Consider the following 18,262-nt stretch of genomic DNA (forward strand, 5'->3'; position numbering starts at 1 on the left):
CAACAGAGGATTAACGTCGTGCTTGTCTGGAGAGCAGCTTGGGCAGCTGGCGGCGGATAGCCACCATGTTGAGCGCCGAGACAACTAGGAAGAGTGCGCCTCCTATCAGCAGTGTGGGTAGTAGGGAGCTGCCTTCGAGCTGGGGCACAAGCTTTTCGAGGAAGGGTAGGTAGGCCTGGCGCAGCAACGCCACACACCCCGTCGAGAGTAACAGCACGGCCAGGTTGAGGCTGGCCGTCAGCACACAGTAGGGCAGGGCCACTTGCGTGGGAGCATAGCCGATGAGCAACAGGTTCTGCAACTTGTCGCGGTTCTTCTGCAGCAGCAGGAAGATGCTGAGCATCAGGATGAAGAAGGCCAGCAGGCTGATGATGCCTCCGATGGCCAATACAATGCCTGTGACGAGACGGAGGAAGTAGGTGGCACGCCCTGCGTCGAGCGAGTCGCCCTCTGTTTCGTAGCCTTTGCGGCTGAAGTATTCGTTGATGGAGGTATCCGTGGGGTTGTCCACCTCGACGATGAGGCGCGAGGGTTGCGCTTCGTGGCCGGGGGCATAGCGGTTGTTGGCCCACTCCATGAAGGCTTGGGGCACGAGGATGGTGTTCAGCCGGTTGGAAAAGCCCACAATCTGCCCCTTGAACAGTTCGGTCAGCCCGTTTCCGCTCAGGCGGATGTCCATCTGGATGAGGTTCATCAGCCCCTCGGACAGCTTGGGCAGGCTACGGCTTTGGGCGAAGCCGAAGTTGTAGAGGTTGAGGTAGTTACGGGGGATGATGATGGGGATGGTGTGGCTCTGCGGGTCGAAGTGCCAGCGCTCGAGGCTGACGTCGATGTAGGCGTCGGGCACAGATTCGAAGAACATCTCCGTAGACAGACGGATGCCTGCCTCCTGCATGCCCAAGCCGGCCGATACGTCGAACAGCGAGGGCGTGAAGGCTCCCACGCTGCGTGTGAAGGGCTGGCTCCGCAGGTCGTCGATGGCGGCAGGGCTGAAGGTGTTGCTTCGTCCCGTCAGGTTGCCCAGCGTGCTTATCTTGCGGGTGGCGATAAGGTAGTCCTTCTTCAGGAAGCTGTTGCCCTGCGTAAAGACGGGCGCCACGTCGCGATAGAACTGGATACCAAGCAGCACGATGCTCATGCCGAAGAGGCTGGCAAGGAAGAAGCCCGCCAGCTGGGCGCCGCTGATGTGGCGGCGGAGAAGTTTCCAAACGAGTCTGTTCATAGTTTCAGTACACAGTTATAGTCGGTAGGGAGGTGCTTGCCGATGGAGGTCACGATGACGCCTGCCCCCTGCCTGCCCGCCTCTTCGTGGAGCAGGGCCGACATCGTGGCGGCATTGGCCTCGTCGAGGTGGCTGACGGGTTCGTCCAACAGCAGGAAGTTCATGGGTTGGCACAGGCAGCGGATGAAGGCCACACGCTGTTGCTGGCCGAAGGAGAGCAGACCTGCCGTCTGGTCTTTCTTGTCGCCGATGCCCAGTGCGTCGAAGAGGGCGTCTATCTCCTTGCGGCTCTTGAAGCGCGTCAGGCGGTTCTTGAGCTGCACGTTCTCGAGGGCCGTCAGTTCGCCGAAGAGGCGCAGCTCCTGAAAGAGGATGCTGAGCGAGTGGCGGTGCAGGCGTGTCCAGTCGGCTTCCTTGAGCGAGCGGATGTTCTGCCCGTCGAAGCAGATGATGCCCTCGTAGTCGTTGCGGTAGCCATAGAGGTAGCTGCACAGCGACGACTTGCCTGTGCCCGATGCGGCCTCAATGAGGTAGCGCTTGCCCCGTTCGAAGACGAGGTCGCGATGCCACACGTCGGACACGATGGCATCGCGGTTTGCAAAGACCTGCGGGAGAGTGTGTTGCAGATGAATGGTTTCCATGAGCGTAGGCTCCTTATTTATAGGTTGGCCAGTGTCTTCACCTGGTCTACAATCTGTTTCAGTGCGTTGGTCTCGCGGTCCTTCAGTTGCAGCACGAAGAGGCCCGTCTTGCCTTCGCTGCTCATTCTCAGGTAGGAGATGTTCTCGGCAGCGGTAACCATGGCGCGGTATTTAGGGCTGAGGAAGCCTGTGGCCAGCTTGACGATGGGCAGGGCGAAGACCGCTTCGGTATTGATGACGGTGGCAAAGCGCTGTCCCTGTACTTCCTTGGCGAAGGACGACTCGAGCAGGGAGGGCTTGCTTTCCTTGCCTGCGTTGTTGTACAGGGTTTGGTCGTTGGTCATGATGAGCTGCTTGCCGCGCATGCCCATGTACACCTTCAGGCCCTTGTCGGTGAGCATGTAGTCGCCATTGTCCAGCTTGGTGAGGTCGTTGCCTCCCTGCTTCTTGCCGGCTTCGTACAGCTGGTTCAGCAGGTCGGCGTTGTTGGTTTCGGCATAGGCCAGTATCGTGGGGTTGCCCTGGGCGTCTACACCAGTGATGCCCAGGGTGAAGTCGTTTTCAAACGAAGACACCAGCTGCTTCAGCAGTTCCATGTTCTCGGCAGAAAGTGATTTCTTGACTTGCGGATTTTCTTCCAGGTGGGTGTACAGCTCCTTACCGTCGAGGCCCAGGCTGAAGTAAAGCAGGGTAGACTGGGGAAAGTAGGGCGCGAAGGTATTCTGGATAGGTCGTGTGGCCTTCAGCTGCTTTTCAAGGAGTTCCAGCGCCTTGGGATCGTCCGAGGTGTAGCCCACGTTGACGGCTACCTGACCGGGTTCGAACGACAATCCACCCACGTACTTGATGTTCTGCAGGTTCATGCTGTCGGCCATTGCCATCAGCATCGGGTCTGGGTGGAGCTTGAAGAGGCTGCTCGAGGTCATCATCACGCGGATGTCGCCTTTTGTTTCCTGCATCTGGCGGAAAGCTTCCTGGCTGTTGATGCTCTGTTCAGAGCTTTGGCTCAGCAGGTTGGAGGCGTTTTGATGCATCTGTGCGATGTCGGGCGTGTCGGCCGAGGGGAGCACAAGCAGTGTGCTGGCGTTGAAGGCTACGAAGGCCTGGTCGTTGTAGCTGAAGCTGTAGCCGTCTTTTTCGGCCACGTCAGCCATCTGCGTTTCGCTCTGTGTGGCTTGCAGCATGTCTTTCAGCTTGTCGGCATTGGCCACGGCTGCGATGAATCCCTGCTGTTTCGTTTCCGACGAATGGAAGATGTAGACAGGCTGTGCGAAGTCGATGCCCGACTCCGATGGCTTCTTGAGGATGGTTTCCAAAGCCTTTTGGGCGTCGGCGCTCACACCGCTCGTCAAGGTTTGGCTCAGTTTCTGTAGGGTTTCGGCGTTTTGCGGGTCATTTACTCCTGCCTTGACGGCCAGCGATTGCAGGTCGATGGAGACGATTTCGGTAGACTCTGCCGGGATGGCATTGGTGTACTTGACGGGCGATGAGCACGAAGCGGCCAGTACAATGGCTACTAAGCCGGCGCACAAATGATTGAACAAGCGAATTTTCATTTGCAAAGTAATTTAGTGGGTTGAAACTATTTCAATTGATTTGATTGCAGAGGTTCAGGATGTGGCAGGCCACGAGTGCTGCCGTCTCTGTGCGCAGGCGCGAACGTCCCAGGCTGATAGGTTGGAACCCTTGTTCTACAGCCAGTTTCACCTCCTCTTCGCTGAAGTCCCCTTCAGGGCCGATAAGTACCAGCGCATCCTCGCCGCGGCGCACGATGTCTTTCAGCAGCGGTTTTTCTCCTTCGTAGCAGTGGGCGATGAATTTCTGTCCGCTGAAGGGCTGTCGGATAAACCTGTTGAAGTCCGTCATTTCGTTCAGCTTTGGCAGGCGTGCTTTGAGCGACTGTTTGATGGCCGATACCAGTATCTTCTGGATACGCTCGGTCTTGATGACCTTTCGTTCGGAAAAGCGGCAGTTGAGAAACGTCAGTTCGTCGAAGCCTATCTCCGTTGCTTTTTCGGCCAGCCACTCTGTGCGGTCCATATTCTTGGTTGGCGCCATGGCCAGGTGCAGGTGTCCTTGCCACAATGGTTCCTGAGGCAAGGTTTCCAGTACGTTCACCAGGCAGCGTTTGTTGGACGCTGCGCTTATTTCAGCGCGGTAGAAACATCCTTTGCCGTCGGTCAGGGTCACTTCGTCGCCTGCTTCGAGGCGGAGCACACGTACGGCGTGTGCAGCTTCTTCTTCGGGCAGTTCGGCCCGTGTCTGTATGTCGGGAGTATAAAATACGTGCATCAGTCCTGATGGTTTGATTCTTTAAATTGGTTTATCATGTCGCGCAGGTTGGCGGCTTTTTCGTATTCTTCTGCTTCGATGGCTTCTTTCAGAGCCTCCTCCATGCGGCTTATTGTCTCTGCCCGGTCATCTTGGCTGTTCGTCGTCCCTGATTCCGTTTCCAGTGCCTCGGCGTCCAGTTCCATTTTCTCGGCATCCAGCACATCTTCGTAGATGAGGATCGGACAGTGCAGGTGCATGGCCATGACGACGGCGTCGCTCGTGCGTGAGTCGATGCGGATGATGGAGTGGTCCGACTGCAGGTAGAGATACGAATAGAACAGCCCGTTCTCTGCCCGATATATCAGTACGCGCAGCAGGCGTACGCCCAACGCCTCGAGGGTAGAGGCAAACAGCTGGTAGGTCAGCGGGCGTGGCGAAGTAATGCCGCGTATCTCGAGCAGGATGGCTTGCGCCTCTGCCGAGCCGATGATGACAGGCAGTTTGCGCGGACCGTCCACTTCACCCAGGAGCAGGGCATAAGCTCCTGCCTGTTCCTGGCTGTAGGTGAGGCTCAGTACTTGCAGTTCTATCTTGTTTCGGCTCATGGCAGGTTGTTATTTCAGGCGTTACATCTTTTCCGGCTCGTGTTTGTATTTGAAGACGAAGGCAAACACAACGGCCACCACCAGCGCATAGGCTGCAAACGTGAACCACGCTGCTTGCCACTGTCCCGTCTGCGGCAGTTCGCTGCTGAAGTCCACAAAGTGGTTCACCACCGCTTGTGCGCCCAGTGTTCCGATGGTAGCACCCAGTCCGTTGGTCATGATGATGAACAGGCCCTGTGCGCTCGAGCGGATTTCCTTGTCCGTCTCACGGTCGACGAACAGCGAGCCGGATATGTTGAAGAAGTCGAAGGCCACTCCATAGACAATCATCGAAAGCAGGAACATCCAGACGCCGCTGCCTGGATTGCCCGCGCCGAACAGGCCGAAACGCAGCACCCATGCGAACATGGCGATGAGCATCACCCGCTTGATGCCGAAACGCTTCAGGAAGAACGGTATCAGCAGGATACAGAGTGTCTCGGATACCTGCGACAGCGAGATCAGGATATTGGCATGCTGCACGCCGAAGGTGTCGGCATATTCAGGTATGCTGCCGAAGCTGCTGATATAGGGGTTGGCAAATCCGTTGGTGATTTGCAGTGACACGCCCAGCAGCATGGAGAAGATGAAGAAGATAGCCATTTTCTTTTGCTTGAACAGGGTGAAGGCGCGCAGGCCCAGCGCTTCGACCAGCGATTTGCTTTGTCCTCCCTTGCTCGTGGGGCAGGAGGGTAGGGTCAGGGCGTAGCACCCGTACACCAGGCCGATGATGGCGCAGGTGAAGAACTGTCCGTAGTTGTTCTGCAGGCCCAGGATGTCTACCAGCCACATGGCGCAGATGAATCCGATGGTCCCAAAGATACGGATAGGGGGGAAATGCTTGATGGTGTCCAGCCCCGCTTTGTCCAGCGCCGTATAGGCCACGGAGTTCGAAAGAGCCAGGGTCGGCATATAGAAGGCTACGCTCAGGGCATAGAGGCCGAAGAGCGGTCCGAATTCCACGTCTTGTCCGCTTGTCATACCATAGTAGCCGGCGAGTCCCATGAAGATGGCTGCCATGAAGTGGCTGAAGCTCAACAGCTTTTGGGCTGGCACCCAACGGTCGGCTATGATGCCCATGATGGCCGGCATGAAGAGTGATACGATGCCCTGCATGGCATAGAAGATGCCGATGTGTCCGGCAAGGTTGACATTGACCAGATAACTTCCCATAGAAGTCAGGTAAGAACCCCACACGGCAAACTGCAGGAAGTTCATGATGATCAAGCGAAGTTTGATGTTCATAGTTTTTTTGTTTGGCGTTTAAAATTAACAGGTCGAATAGTCGACATAACCTTGCAAAAATACAATGATGCCGTTAGAAAAACAAGCGTGCGGAAGATTTTTTATGGAGAAAGATGCGGAGAAACCGCTGCCAGAAGAGGAGGAAAGGGTATATAAAAAAAAGAAGGGTATCTATCCCAGACACCCAATCTTTATTAACCTTAAATCTAATACCATGAAAAACACAGTGCAAAGATATGGGTTTTATGTTATACAACATAATAATTGAACATAAATCTGCGTTTTGTTTGCACTATTTAACGTTTCAGCTGTATTCTACCCCCTTTTTGAGGGGATAGAACTTATTCTACGTACAGTACGAGCCCTTTCAGGTACTCTCCTTCGGGGTGGTAGATGTTCACGGGATGGTCCGCCGGTTGCGTCAGCTGGTGCAGGATGCGCACGTTGCGTCCCGACATGGCTGCTGCCGTGAAGACCGCCGTGCGGAAGTTTTCCTTGCTGACGGCTTGCGAACACGAGAAGGTGAACAGGATGCCCCCCGGCTTGATCTTCTCGAATGCCTTGACGTTCAGCTTGCGATAGCCTTGCAGAGCGTTGCGCAGGGCGTCGCGGTGCTTGGCGAAGGCAGGCGGGTCCAGGATGATCAGGTCATACTGGTCGCCCATGCGGTCGAGGTACTTGAAAGCGTCTTCGGCATAGGCGGCATGGCGTGCGTCGTCGGGGAAGTTCAGGGCGATGTTCTTGTTCGTCAGGTCGATGGCTTTGGCCGAGCTGTCTACCGAGTGCACCAGCTTGGCCCCTCCACGCATGGCATAGACAGAGAAGCCCCCCGTGTAGCAGAACATGTTCAGCACGCTGCGTCCGCGGGCATAGCGCTCCAGCAAGGCGCGGTTCTCGCGCTGATCCACGAAGAAGCCCGTCTTCTGCCCCTTCAGCCAGTCGATGTGGAAGTTCAGCCCATACTCCGTGGCCACATTGTCGGCGCTTCCGCCTTTCAGGAAGCCGTTTTCGGGGTAGAGGTCGGCCTTGAAGGGCAGGGTGGTTTCCGATTTATAATAGATGTTGTCCACTTCGCCTTCCATCACCTCGGCCAGGGCCTCGGCGATCGTCATGCGGTCCAGGTGCATGCCGGCCGAGTGGGCCTGCATCACGGCCGTACGATTGTATACGTCGATGACCAGCCCCGGCAGGTTGTCGCCCTCGCCGTGCACCAGGCGGTAGGTGTTGTTGTCGGCCCGTCCGGCGATGCCGATGCTGCGTCGCATGTCGCGGGCCACAGTCAGGCGTCGCTTCCAGAAGTCCTTGTCGATGGTCTCGTCCTGTCGGAAGGTAAGGACGCGTACGGCGATGCTTCCTATCTGGAAGTGGCCTTTGGCGATAAATTCTTTCTTAGAGGTATAGATCTCTACTACTTCTCCTTCTTCAGGTTCGCCGTCCAGGCGGGCAATGGCGCCCGAGAACACCCATGGGTGAAAACGCTTGAGCGATTCTTCCTTGCCCGATTTCAGATATACTTTATACATGTTTTCAAATATCAAATATGAAATATCAAATATCAAATATGAACCGTCAGCTATGAATTTTCAATTTTCAACTCTCAATTTTCAATTATAAAGTCCCCCGTCTGCTTCAGTTCCTCCAGCTTGTGGTAGATGTTGAGGCAAGCCCAGGCATCGGTGGCTGCATAGAGCTGTTGCGGCTGCGTCAGGTTTTCGGCTTCCCAGTTGCTCAGGCGTTGCGATTTCGATATCTTCTCGTTGAACAGGATGCCGTAGATTTTTTGCAGGCTCATGTCCTGTATGCCGAAGGGGCGCACGTATTCCTGCAGCTCCACGTAGGCTCTGGGTTCGAAGGGTGCCCGTTTGCGCAGCATCATGAAGTCGTCGTGCAGCGAAAGGCCCACTTTGGTGATGTGCGGGCTTTCCAGCAGCTTGATGACGGGCAGGGTCAGCCCTATCAGGTTCAGTCGGAACAGGAAGCAATGGTCGTCGGTCGACACCTGCAGCAGCGCTACCTTGTGTACGTGTCCCTTGCTGAACGAAGGCCGCGTTTCGGTGTCGATGCCCAGTATCGGTTGTCTTTTCAGGTATCTTGCTGCCTTATCTGCTTCTTCCGGCGTGTCCACTATGTGTATATTGCCGGGGAAGGCCGCTTTTGGCAGTTCGCTCAGTTCCTCTTTTCCGATGGTTCTTCTTATGATCATAGTTGCTCTTGTATCAATCCTCGATATCCTCCTCTTCCTCTTCTTCTTCCTGCGTGTTGCTGTACTTCACTTCGTGGAGGGCCCGTAGTGTGTTCACCAGCTTTTGTCCCCAGTACAGGCGGAAGTTCTCCTGGCAGATGGCCAGCGAGTCGTTCATCGTCTCGTTCAGTCCCAGTTGGAAGACAAAGATAAAGTCCTTGATGTCCTGGTAGATGTCCGCCAGGTCCTCCGAGATGTATCGGGTGATAGGCTGGTCGCTGTATTTCATGTCGCTGACGAACACGTCCAGATAGTCGTCGCGGTCGGCGAGGATGCCTGCCAGGTTCATGCGTACGATTTCGTACGTTTCTTCGGTGACAAACGTTTCGGGTGCTTCGTCGCCTATGGTTTCGCAGGGTGGCAGCATAGACGCTTTCAGGTAGAGCAGGGGCAGCAGTTTCAGCGTGGTGTCCACGAAGTTGGTTCGTTTGCTGCCTTCGGCTTGTTCGACGAACTTGCAGAACTCTGCCGCCACGGTGACAAACTCTATCACGTTGCGGTCGAATATCACTTGGCTATCTTTCTTCTTCATACGTTTTGTAAATATATGAATGCAAAGATAGTGCAAACCGAGGGAAGTACAAAGCGAAAACCTGGTTTTCAGCTTTTACTTCGGAGGTGCCGCCTATGTTATGCAAAGATAGTGCAAACCGAGGGAAGTACAAAGCGAAAACCTGGTTTTCAGCTTTTACTTCGGAGGTGCCGCCTATATTATGAAAAGATAGTGCAAACCCGTTTTTCTTGTTAATTATAACTAATAACAGTGTGATTAATTCTTGTCTTGTTTGTTATAACTAATAAAATTACATATATTTGCCTATATTGTAAATCATACTTAATAACAGGCAGGCATGAAAGATCTGATTATCCGTCCGAGATACACCGAACGTATGGCTCCGTTTATAGGGAAAAACGTCATAAAAGTGCTCACCGGCCAACGTCGTGTCGGGAAAAGTTGTTTACTCAGGCAGCTTTGTGAGCATATTCGTCAGGAACATCCGTCCGCTGACATACTTTATGTCAATAAAGAATTGTCCGCTTTTGCCCATATCAGGACGAGCGATGATTTGCTGGCCGAAGTAGCGAAAGCCTTCAGTCTTGCTTCCGGCGAAGACGGGCGTTACCTTTTTGTAGACGAGGTTCAGGACATCGAGGGTTTTGAGCATGCTCTTCGTTCTTTGCTGGCCGAGGAAGCCTGCGACATTTACATTACCGGAAGCAATGCCACCATGCTTTCTGGTGAATTGGCTACCTACCTGTCCGGGCGTTATGTAGAGTTTCATATCCATAGCCTCACCTTTTCCGAATTTCTGGAGTTCCATAAACTTTCTCCCGACAACACATCCCTGCGCCATTATCTCACTTTCGGAGGTTTGCCATATTTGTCGAATCTTCCCTTGGATACCGACATCTGTTTTGAGTATCTCCGCAATGTATATTCCACCATTCTGTTGAAAGATATCGTGAAACGCGAAGGCATCCGTAATGTCTCTTTCCTGGAATCGCTGGTCGATTATGTAGCCGACAATGTCGGCAACCTCTTTTCGGCCAACAACATCAGCCGTTACCTTAAGTCTCAGCGTGTCAACATATCTCCCTTGCAAGTCATCAACTACCTGAAAGCCCTGGGCGATGCGTTTCTCGTCAACCGTGTGTCCCGCATCGATATTGTCGGACTTCGTAAGTTCGAGCTTGGCGACAAATACTATTTCGAAGATTTGGGGCTTCGCAACTGTTACCTGGGTTTCTCTTGGCAGCGCGACATCCATAAGCTTATCGAGAATGCGGTTTATCTTCAGTTGCATACCCTTTATTCCAATGTGTTTATTGGTCAGCAGGGTGAAAAGGAAGTCGATTTTGTTGCGTTGAACGGCGATATGCGTGTCTATGTGCAGGCTACTTTCCAGATGGGCGATGAGAAGACCCGTGCACGCGAGTTCGGCAACCTGCTTGCCATCCCGGACAATTATCCCAAGTATGTGGTTAGTCTGGATGAGTGGACCAGTGGCAGTAATTACGAAGGCATCCACCACCTCCATCTGCTCGATTTTTTGCAGCGACAAGAGCTGTGATAAGTGGGGGGGGACATTGCCGGGGTGTCGCCGCTTCCGAAACAAAACAAGCCATACCGTCCTTGCAGACGATATGGCTTGTTCCAAAACCAGATGCAATGTATCTCAATTCCTGCCGGCGTCCTATCTTTCCGCCCTCATCGGGTTATGCAGGAAGTCCTCGTACGCCAGGCGGATGCCTTCGTCCAGGCTTGTCCGTGCTTCCCATCCCAGGGCCTTCGCCTTGCTCACGTCCAGCAGCTTTCGCGGCGTGCCGTTCGGTCGGCTCGTGTCCCACAGGATACGCCCTTCGTAGCCGATGATCTTCGCCACCTTCTCCGTCAGCTCTTTGATGGTCAGCTCCTTGCCCGTACCGGCGTTCACCGTTTCGTTGCCGCTGTAGTGGTTCATCAGGAACACACACAGGTTCGCCAGGTCGTCCACGTACAGGAACTCCCGCAGCGGACTACCGTCGCCCCAGCACGTCACCTCCTTCAGTCCCTGCACCTTCGCTTCGTGAAAGCGCCGTATCAGGGCCGGCAGCACGTGGCTGTGTTCCGGGTGATAGTTGTCGTTCGGTCCGTACAGGTTTGTCGGCATCACGCTGATGTAGTCCGTTCCGTACTGCCGGTTCAGGAACTCACAGTACTTCAGCCCGCTGATTTTCGCCAGCGCATACGCCTCGTTCGTCTTCTCCAGTTCCGACGTCAGCAGGCAGCTCTCCTTCATCGGCTGCGGAGCCATGCGCGGATAGATGCACGAAGATCCCAGGAACTCCAGCTTCCGGCATCCGTTCTTCCATGCCGCGTGTATCACGTTCATTTCCAGTATCATGTTCTCGTACATGAAGTCCGCCAGCGCCTCCTGGTTGGCCACGATGCCTCCCACCTTCGCTGCAGCCAGGAACACATATTCCGGTCGTTCCTCTGCGAAGAACTTCTCCACCTGATCCTGTCGTGTCAGGTCCAGTTCCTTGTGCGTACGTGTCACGATGTTCGTATATCCCTGCCGTTGCAGTTCCCTTACGATGGCCGATCCCACCATTCCCCGGTGTCCGGCCACATATATTTTCGCTGTCTTTTCCACTTCTTGAATTGATAATTGATAGTTGATAATGGATAATTAATTTTCAATTTTCCATTCTCCATTATTTGACGATTCCTTTCTCCAGATATTCCGCCAGGTTCGTCCGCATCACGCTCGCCACGTGTTCGGCAGCCACCTTCTGCATGTCGTGCGCCACCATGATGCGCACCAGCTCCTCAAACGAGGTCGTCTGCGGATTCCATCCCAGTTTTTCTTTCGCCTTCGTCGGGTCGCCCCACAGGTTCACCACGTCTGTCGGACGGTAGAAGTCCTTGCTCACCTCCACCAGACACTTGCCCGTGGCCTTGTCGTATCCCTTCTCGTCGATGCCTTCGCCCTTGAATTCCAGTTCGATGCCCGCATGCTTGAAGGCCAGGTAGCAGAACTCCCTTACCGAGTGCTGTACACCCGTTGCGATCACGAAGTCCTCCGGCTTCTCCTGCTGCAGGATCAGCCACATGCACTCCACGTAGTCCTTCGCATACCCCCAGTCGCGCAGCGAGTCCAGGTTACCCAGGTACAGCTTCTCCTGCTTCCCCTGTGCGATGCGTGCCGCCGCCAGTGTGATCTTGCGCGTCACGAACGTCTCTCCGCGTCGTTCGCTCTCGTGGTTGAACAGGATGCCCGAGCAGCAGTACATGCCGTACGCCTCGCGATATTCCTTCACGATCCAGTAGCCGTACAGCTTTGCCACGGCGTAGGGCGAGTAGGGGTGGAACGGCGTCTGTTCGTTCTGCGGCACCTCCTCTACCTTTCCATACAGTTCCGAGGTCGAAGCCTGGTAGATGCGGCACGTCTCCGTCAGTCCGCACAGTCTGACGGCCTCCAGCACGCGCAGCACGCCCGTTGCGTCCACGTTTGCCGTAAACTCCGGCGAGTCGAAGCTCACCTGTACATGGCTTTGCGCCGCCAAGTTGTAGATTTCCGTCGGGCGCACCTTGCCGATCACCTGCAGCATGCTCATCGAGTCCGTCAGGTCCGCGTAGTGCAGGTGGAAGTTCGGTCGTCCTTCCAGGTGAGCGATGCGTTCGCGATAGTCTACCGACGAGCGTCGGATGGTTCCGTGTACGTCATATCCTTTTTCCAATAAAAATTCGGCCAGGAACGATCCGTCCTGGCCTGTAATCCCTGTAATTAATGCAATTTTGTTGTTCATGTCAATAGACTTTGTATGAATTAGTTGTGAATATTTGTGGGTATTGTTTTTTTAGTGGCTCAATTTGTATTTGACGATTTCCGCTGTTTTGAACACATACCGCAGGCAGTCCAGCAGTGCGTTGGAGTGCACATGGTTTTCGCGGTAGGCTCGCACGTGGTCTGCCAGTATTTGCCTGTGGCTGGCCAGTCCCGAGGTCGATGCCCCGCCTGTGCGCATCGTTACACAGTCTCTGGGTACATATCTCGTTGAAATCCTTCCCACATAGATCAGGCGCAGCAGGTTCTCAAAGTCGGCCGCTACCTTGTACGACGTCGAGAAAGCCCCCAGCCGTTCATAGACCGCCTTCCGGCAGTAGAACGACGGATGGGCCGGCATGAACCCGAAGAACATCTTCCAGCGTCGGAAGTCGGCCGATGAGTAGTACCTCACGCACTTGTTCAGATCCTTGCTGTCCACGTAGTGGATATCCCCGTACACTGCGTCCACACCGTGACTTTTCAGCTCTCCGGCCAACGTCTCCACGATGTCCGGAGAAGTATAGAAGTCATCCGAGTTCAGGATTCCGATCACCTCTCCGCTGGCCATTCGTATTCCCTTGTTCATGGCGTCATAGATACCCTTGTCCGGTTCACTGATGTAGCGTAACCTTCCCTGGTAGCGGGGTTCGTATTCCCGTATCAGTTCCAGGGTTCCGTCCGTACTTCCTCCGTCGATGATGATATGCTCTATGTAGGGGTAAGTCTGTCCCAGTACGCTTTCCAGCGTATCACGTAGGGTACTGCTGCTATTATAAGTAGCAGTAATAATGGAAATTTTCATGTGTTGATAAGGATATTCTATCCTGTGATGGATATAAATTTGATTTTTAAAATATTAGAGTAGAGTATGTGTCTTTTCAGTGTTGTATGAATGAAAAAGACATGTATTTTTCTTGTATTGATTATATTATACGATGATTCTTTTACGAATTATTTGTGCTGGATTTCCTTGGTATATCGTGTAAGGTTCTAAATCACGGTTAGCGACCGATGCAACACCTAGCACAGCATGACTGTGTACTGTTACTCCTGGACAAACTGTAGATTGGGCACCTATCCAGCAGCCATCTTCCAGTGTTATCTTTCCAACCATCAAGTCGAAAGTCGGTTTTTTATAGTTGTGATTTCCACATAGTAACATCGCCCCTTGGCTGATGCAGACATTAGAGCCAATAGTTACTTGAACTAAATTGTCAATCCATACATTTTCTCCAATCCAGGTATAATCACCTATCGACAAGTTCCAAGGATATTTAATATTTACCGAAGGCTTTATCACTACCCCTTTCCCTATTTTTGCGCCAAATAAACGAAGTATTTTTACCTTGATACCCGAACAGGGATTTAACGGATTGATTAGAAACAGAATATTGGTAAAATACCATAGAAAACGTTTTATACTACTTCCACCAGTATGATACCATGAGTTATTATATCTAGACAAATCTATCCTACTCATAGACGAATTCAGGTTTAGATCTTTTACCTAATAGCCATTCATAAAGCTCTTGCATTTTCCGAGCTACCATTGGCGCAGTATATTTTTCTTGAACAAGTTGTTTTCCCCGGTTTCCCATGGAAAGTAATTCTGGAATCGACATTTTCTGAACCTGCTGCATAACTTGTGCTATATTCTCAGGAGAACGATCAATCCACCAACCACATTTCTTTGTATTAAGTTCCTCCCATGGTGTTCCTAGACTTGCCATTACAGGCGTTCCCACCGATAAAGCCTCTGTTACAATCATACCGAAGTTCTCAAAATCACTCGGCACAAAAAGACATGACAACTGGGCTAATTGCTCATATTTATCTCGCCCATTGATAAAACCATAAAATTTCACGGAATTTTCCAATCCAAGTCGTTTAGTTTCGTTGCGCAAGAATTGTTCGTATACTTCATCTCCTTTACCCATAATTATCAATTCGCATTTATTGGTAAAAGAAAGCTGAGACATTCCATAAAAAAGATTTTCTACTTTTTTTCTAGGGTGCAATCTACCCAAATAACCAAATTTAATCTGTTTATTACTTTCAAAAAACGACTGTTTAAGAGTTGCAATATCTTTTAAATAATCCGGCAAATTTACTGGATTGGGAATAATAGCAATAGCGCCATGATATCCAAATTGACGTACATACTCCATTTCAGGTTTACAAGTGACGTGTATACAATCTGCCAATTTAATATCTTTACGAAAACAAAGTTGAATTAGAGGCCACTTCTTCCAATAGGAACGATGAAGAGCATCCGGATAAAGCATACCATGTGGAGTAATTATATAAGGTTTATGCTTATGTCTCGCAACTGAACAAGTAACATGATTACAATACATCCACAATCCATTCGTGTGGTATAAGTCGTAATCACAACTTTTAAGATATTGGGTGAGACCGTTTGAATATTCATAAGGAGTTACTGCATCATTTGGCAAAGCTTTAATCCAAGTCTCACCCATTCCCATCAACTTGTCTGCTGGATTCTTGACTTGCAAAGTCAACAAGTCTAAGGGGAAACCAATATTATGCATTGCTGAAATTAAATCGTATGTGCAAGTGGCTATGCCACCATACAATCTACCAAAACCCGCTATGGTCTGTAATATTTTCATATCTAATCTAAAAAAATGAATTTTATGCCTCAGAACAAGGTCCTTCCGCAAATGGAGTTCCTTCTCCTTTCTGCAACTTACCAATAAGGATTAACAATCTTTCAGCAGCCACTCGTGGATTCCACATCTTCTGCATCAGGGCAACAGAGTTTTGCCGCATCTTTTGCCATTCTTGCGGATTATCGAGTAGATACTCCACTTGCTCACATAGCGAATTCAATGCTCTCCTATCAGGTTTACCAAAGGTACTTAAAATATGCGGACTCTTGAACAACAAACCAGTTTCCCCATCCCCTATCAAATAGGGAGAACTGCCTATGCCATCGCTTGCCACCAACACACAACCATTGGCCATACTTTCGTTGGCAACCGCGCCCCAACCTTCGTTCCGATCGCTTGTGAAGAGGAATATACTGTGCTCTCTCATATCTGATAATAGCTCCTCATTGGGTTTGACACCCATAAAACGGACTACGTCCTCCACATCCAGTTCTTTTGCAAGTTGTTTCGCCTGCTCCTCATGCGCTCCATTCCCATACATGTCAAGCACAAAACGATATCCCTTTTCTTTAAGTCGTTGAGCCATCAGTATAGGCAGTTCTGGATGTTTCAACATCAAATATCTAGAACACCACATAAGTGGTGTGATATTTGATGTTGAAACATCCGTGGATGCTTCAACATCCATTTTTCCCGCCTTTGTAAAATACCCCCATTTGTAGCAACGTCCGCGGTAAGTGAATAATTTATATTGGTCACCTGCCGCAAATGCACTGCAACACAATTTATAGAGCGGCTTCTTGCGCCAATTTCCTAAATGATAGGCAAGAAACATTCTTAAGATAGGTGGGGAGAATAAGTTTAGTATTCCTCTCTTCAACCATCGTTCACTCATGTCGAACGATAGTAAACATAGCTTCATCCTTTCTTTCTGAAAATGCAAAGCTTGTACTCCTGAAAATACACAACATTCAGCTGTTCGTGCCAACTCCATTGCTTTATTGTAATTCTCTTCCGATTGCCAAGCTCTCAATAAATAAGGTCTGTCGCTATAATCGTGAGTATCTCCTTTTCGATGTTCTGCCTGTAAGTTGGTAAGTTCTACAAAGCAATAACTATGCTCCGTCAGCTCCCATAGCTCATCAGCCACATTTGCCTGGTGATAGTTCAAAACTAAAGAATAAAACACTATTTTCATAGATAATATAGCATAGAAATTATGTCACTTATATTTGATCCATATCTTGGTCTATGAATGAAATATACCCCTTTTGAAGTTTTTTTCCATAAGTTGACAGTAAGGGTGTAGATGGAATTGGATATGTGAATTTCGGAAAATAATTCATTTGCTCAAATGTAATTAACCCCTCAATAGTTTCATTTCTCTCTCTATGGTATTGGATTACATACAGAAGTATGTCTTTTACCGTCAAATCCGAATCTGGACTAATGACAAGATCTAATATCGAGATTCCTCGGAAATGCGCAATCACATGGGTCGCGTCGTGTGGCTTGGAAAAAGCCACGATTGCTTCTATTTTGCCGTTGCGTATGAATGCTAACATATGATATTGTCCCTCTTTCCATCCATATGCCCACCGCAAGTACTCCAAATCCCGCTTGATATGGAAGTCGTAGTCTTTTAAGGAACTTTCCATAAACTCAGCAATTTCTTCGTTCAATTCAGAATAAAGGATTTCCCTCATTTCATATCCTTTCAATTTGCTTCTATGGAACCATCGGTTTAACTTATAGTATAGAAATGGAATCTGAACTTTTACAGTCAATCTTTTCTTAAACATTTTGGCACTTACCAACTGCCACATCAGCCCACAGAAATTGGAAACCGGGTAATATGTGAATTTTAAGTCAATCAAGTCTGTTCCCCCGCATTTTCTTTTAATTATCCCATTAATTGGTGAATACCAAGCTGAAGAGAAATTTAGACAAGACTTATGAAGTTCGTTTTGCAAGTGTTTTCCCACTCCATGTCCCCTCGATTCAGGCAACAAAAATGTATCACAACCCCAATAAAAGGGTTGTTCCTTTCCTTCGATGACAGCTTTGACTTTATAAGCCGAAGCTTGTCCCACCATTTTCCCGTTAATTATAGCCACAATTACACGGAAATCGCCCATGGCTGCATAGTGCGCCATTCGTTTCAATCGGGAAACATATCCATTCTTGCCATGTATCTTGTTCTGTAACTCTATGTATTTTGGTGAGTGGATTTCTTCTGCAGTAAGAAACTTATAGGTCACTTCCATTGTCTCAAATCTCCTTATAATTGATTAGTTTTACATTTTTTAAACTTATAAAATCGGTTTCAAGCAACTTGATTTCTTCTTCCTGGTAGGCACCCCCAGGATGACACATAAGTTCAAGTATCATACTTCCGGGAAGAACCTGCTTGCCACCATCATGCCAATCTTCATAAATCCCGAAATAGTCAGTCATGATTATCTTGCGATTCTGAAGTTTAATCAATTGCGCCCACAGGTTACGCAAGGCTATGTTTGCCCACGAAGCCACAGGAACATAATTCCTCATACGCCTCATTTTACGGATGCCATAGCGTTTGACCAGATCCGGCATCATAGGGAGCAAGAGCAATCCGGTATGTATGTGGTGATGACTATCTATGTGCGAAATCTGTATTCCATAATCCATAATCTTTTCTATTTGAGCGCAGAGTTCTTTTTTCAATTCCTTTCTTATATCTACACTCATTATCTTATTTCTGAATGAGTTCAGATTAAAGACTATCTTATTCTCAGTTTCTACATATAATCCTTTTTCGATTAGCATATTGCTATAAAGAAGTGGATGCCCCTCAGTCAAATTGAGGTGTACACCAAACGACACACTCTCTTTATACTTGTCGAACAATCTTGCTGCGCCCTCCAAATCATCCATATTGGCCATAACGGTCGTACTAGTAATCTTTCCAGCCTCAATGAATTGGGCTATGGCTTCATTTACCTCTTTGCTTTTTCCGCAGTCATCGGCATTTATAATCAATTCCATTTCTTTTGAGAATACACAATA

Annotated in this window: 18 protein-coding genes; 1 reads left to right on the forward strand and 17 read right to left on the reverse strand. The window is 50.1% G+C overall.

The genetic code is table 11. From position 1 onward, the window contains the following. Nucleotides 1–10: 10 nt before the first annotated feature. The 9 genes from HF894_RS09170 to HF894_RS09210 form a co-directional block, all read right to left on the reverse strand. Nucleotides 11–1,222: a cell division FtsX domain-containing protein gene (locus HF894_RS09170; RefSeq protein WP_204971757.1), complete on the reverse strand. Its 1,212-nt coding sequence runs from the start codon at nt 1,220–1,222 to the stop codon at nt 11–13. Continuing rightward, complete coding sequence (locus tag HF894_RS09175; protein ID WP_204971759.1) at nt 1,219–1,863, reverse strand: ATP-binding cassette domain-containing protein; 645 nt, start codon at nt 1,861–1,863, stop codon at nt 1,219–1,221. The genes HF894_RS09170 and HF894_RS09175 overlap by 4 nt, the downstream gene beginning before the upstream one ends. 17 nt (nt 1,864–1,880) lie before the next feature. Continuing rightward, complete coding sequence (locus tag HF894_RS09180) at nt 1,881–3,419, reverse strand: DUF4836 family protein (protein ID WP_204971761.1); 1,539 nt, start codon at nt 3,417–3,419, stop codon at nt 1,881–1,883. Nucleotides 3,420–3,450: 31 nt separating this feature from the next. Continuing rightward, the gene (locus HF894_RS09185) at nt 3,451–4,155 is read right to left on the reverse strand and encodes a 16S rRNA (uracil(1498)-N(3))-methyltransferase (RefSeq protein ID WP_075317241.1); all 705 of its coding nucleotides are present in this window, start codon (nt 4,153–4,155) and stop codon (nt 3,451–3,453) included. Further along, complete coding sequence (locus HF894_RS09190) at nt 4,155–4,742, reverse strand: bifunctional nuclease family protein (RefSeq protein WP_204971763.1); 588 nt, start codon at nt 4,740–4,742, stop codon at nt 4,155–4,157. Before HF894_RS09190 ends, HF894_RS09185 begins: the two co-directional genes overlap by 1 nt. A 21-nt stretch (nt 4,743–4,763) precedes the next feature. Then, complete coding sequence (locus HF894_RS09195) at nt 4,764–6,026, reverse strand: MFS transporter (RefSeq protein WP_204971765.1); 1,263 nt, start codon at nt 6,024–6,026, stop codon at nt 4,764–4,766. Nucleotides 6,027–6,367: 341 nt separating this feature from the next. Continuing rightward, nucleotides 6,368–7,549: a class I SAM-dependent rRNA methyltransferase gene (locus HF894_RS09200; RefSeq protein WP_021846175.1), complete on the reverse strand. Its 1,182-nt coding sequence runs from the start codon at nt 7,547–7,549 to the stop codon at nt 6,368–6,370. 74 nt (nt 7,550–7,623) lie between these two features. After that, on the reverse strand, nt 7,624–8,229 hold the full coding sequence (locus HF894_RS09205) for a 3'-5' exonuclease (RefSeq protein ID WP_204969713.1): 606 nt from the start codon (nt 8,227–8,229) through the stop codon (nt 7,624–7,626). Nucleotides 8,230–8,242: 13 nt separating this feature from the next. Further along, nucleotides 8,243–8,800 (reverse strand): DUF5063 domain-containing protein, encoded by a 558-nt coding sequence (locus tag HF894_RS09210; protein WP_075317237.1) that lies wholly within the window; start codon nt 8,798–8,800, stop codon nt 8,243–8,245. Between the two features lie 319 nt (nt 8,801–9,119). Between HF894_RS09210 and HF894_RS09215 the strand changes: the two genes are divergently transcribed. Continuing rightward, entirely contained in the window at nt 9,120–10,340 is a 1,221-nt protein-coding gene (locus HF894_RS09215; protein WP_204971767.1) for an ATP-binding protein, read from the forward strand. 123 nt (nt 10,341–10,463) lie between these two features. Here the strand turns inward: HF894_RS09215 and HF894_RS09220 are convergent, their stop codons facing one another. The 8 genes from HF894_RS09220 to HF894_RS09255 form a co-directional block, all read right to left on the reverse strand. Beyond that, nucleotides 10,464–11,405 carry a GDP-L-fucose synthase family protein gene (locus HF894_RS09220; RefSeq protein ID WP_204971770.1) on the reverse strand — a complete coding sequence of 314 codons (942 nt, stop codon included), beginning with the start codon at nt 11,403–11,405 and terminating at the stop codon, nt 10,464–10,466. Between the two features lie 61 nt (nt 11,406–11,466). Continuing rightward, the gene (gene gmd, locus HF894_RS09225; protein ID WP_204971772.1) at nt 11,467–12,561 is read right to left on the reverse strand and encodes a GDP-mannose 4,6-dehydratase; all 1,095 of its coding nucleotides are present in this window, start codon (nt 12,559–12,561) and stop codon (nt 11,467–11,469) included. A gap of 51 nt (nt 12,562–12,612) precedes the next feature. Next, the gene (locus HF894_RS09230; protein ID WP_204971775.1) at nt 12,613–13,383 is read right to left on the reverse strand and encodes a glycosyltransferase family 2 protein; all 771 of its coding nucleotides are present in this window, start codon (nt 13,381–13,383) and stop codon (nt 12,613–12,615) included. A 126-nt stretch (nt 13,384–13,509) separates the two neighbouring features. After that, complete coding sequence (locus HF894_RS09235; protein ID WP_204971777.1) at nt 13,510–14,061, reverse strand: putative colanic acid biosynthesis acetyltransferase; 552 nt, start codon at nt 14,059–14,061, stop codon at nt 13,510–13,512. After that, nucleotides 14,054–15,214 carry a glycosyltransferase gene (locus tag HF894_RS09240; RefSeq protein ID WP_204971778.1) on the reverse strand — a complete coding sequence of 387 codons (1,161 nt, stop codon included), beginning with the start codon at nt 15,212–15,214 and terminating at the stop codon, nt 14,054–14,056. The genes HF894_RS09235 and HF894_RS09240 overlap by 8 nt, the downstream gene beginning before the upstream one ends. A 22-nt stretch (nt 15,215–15,236) precedes the next feature. Further along, on the reverse strand, nt 15,237–16,412 hold the full coding sequence (locus HF894_RS09245; protein ID WP_204971780.1) for a glycosyltransferase: 1,176 nt from the start codon (nt 16,410–16,412) through the stop codon (nt 15,237–15,239). Between the two features lie 28 nt (nt 16,413–16,440). After that, nucleotides 16,441–17,481, reverse strand: a complete 1,041-nt coding sequence (locus HF894_RS09250; RefSeq protein WP_204971782.1) for a GNAT family N-acetyltransferase — start codon at nt 17,479–17,481, stop codon at nt 16,441–16,443. Between the two features lie 4 nt (nt 17,482–17,485). Then, entirely contained in the window at nt 17,486–18,241 is a 756-nt protein-coding gene (locus HF894_RS09255; RefSeq protein ID WP_204971784.1) for a ChbG/HpnK family deacetylase, read from the reverse strand. Between the last annotated feature and the right edge of the window lie 21 nt (nt 18,242–18,262).

The organism is Caecibacteroides pullorum (assembly GCF_019239235.1).
Taxonomy (GTDB): Bacteria; Bacteroidota; Bacteroidia; order Bacteroidales; family Bacteroidaceae; genus Bacteroides; species Bacteroides pullorum.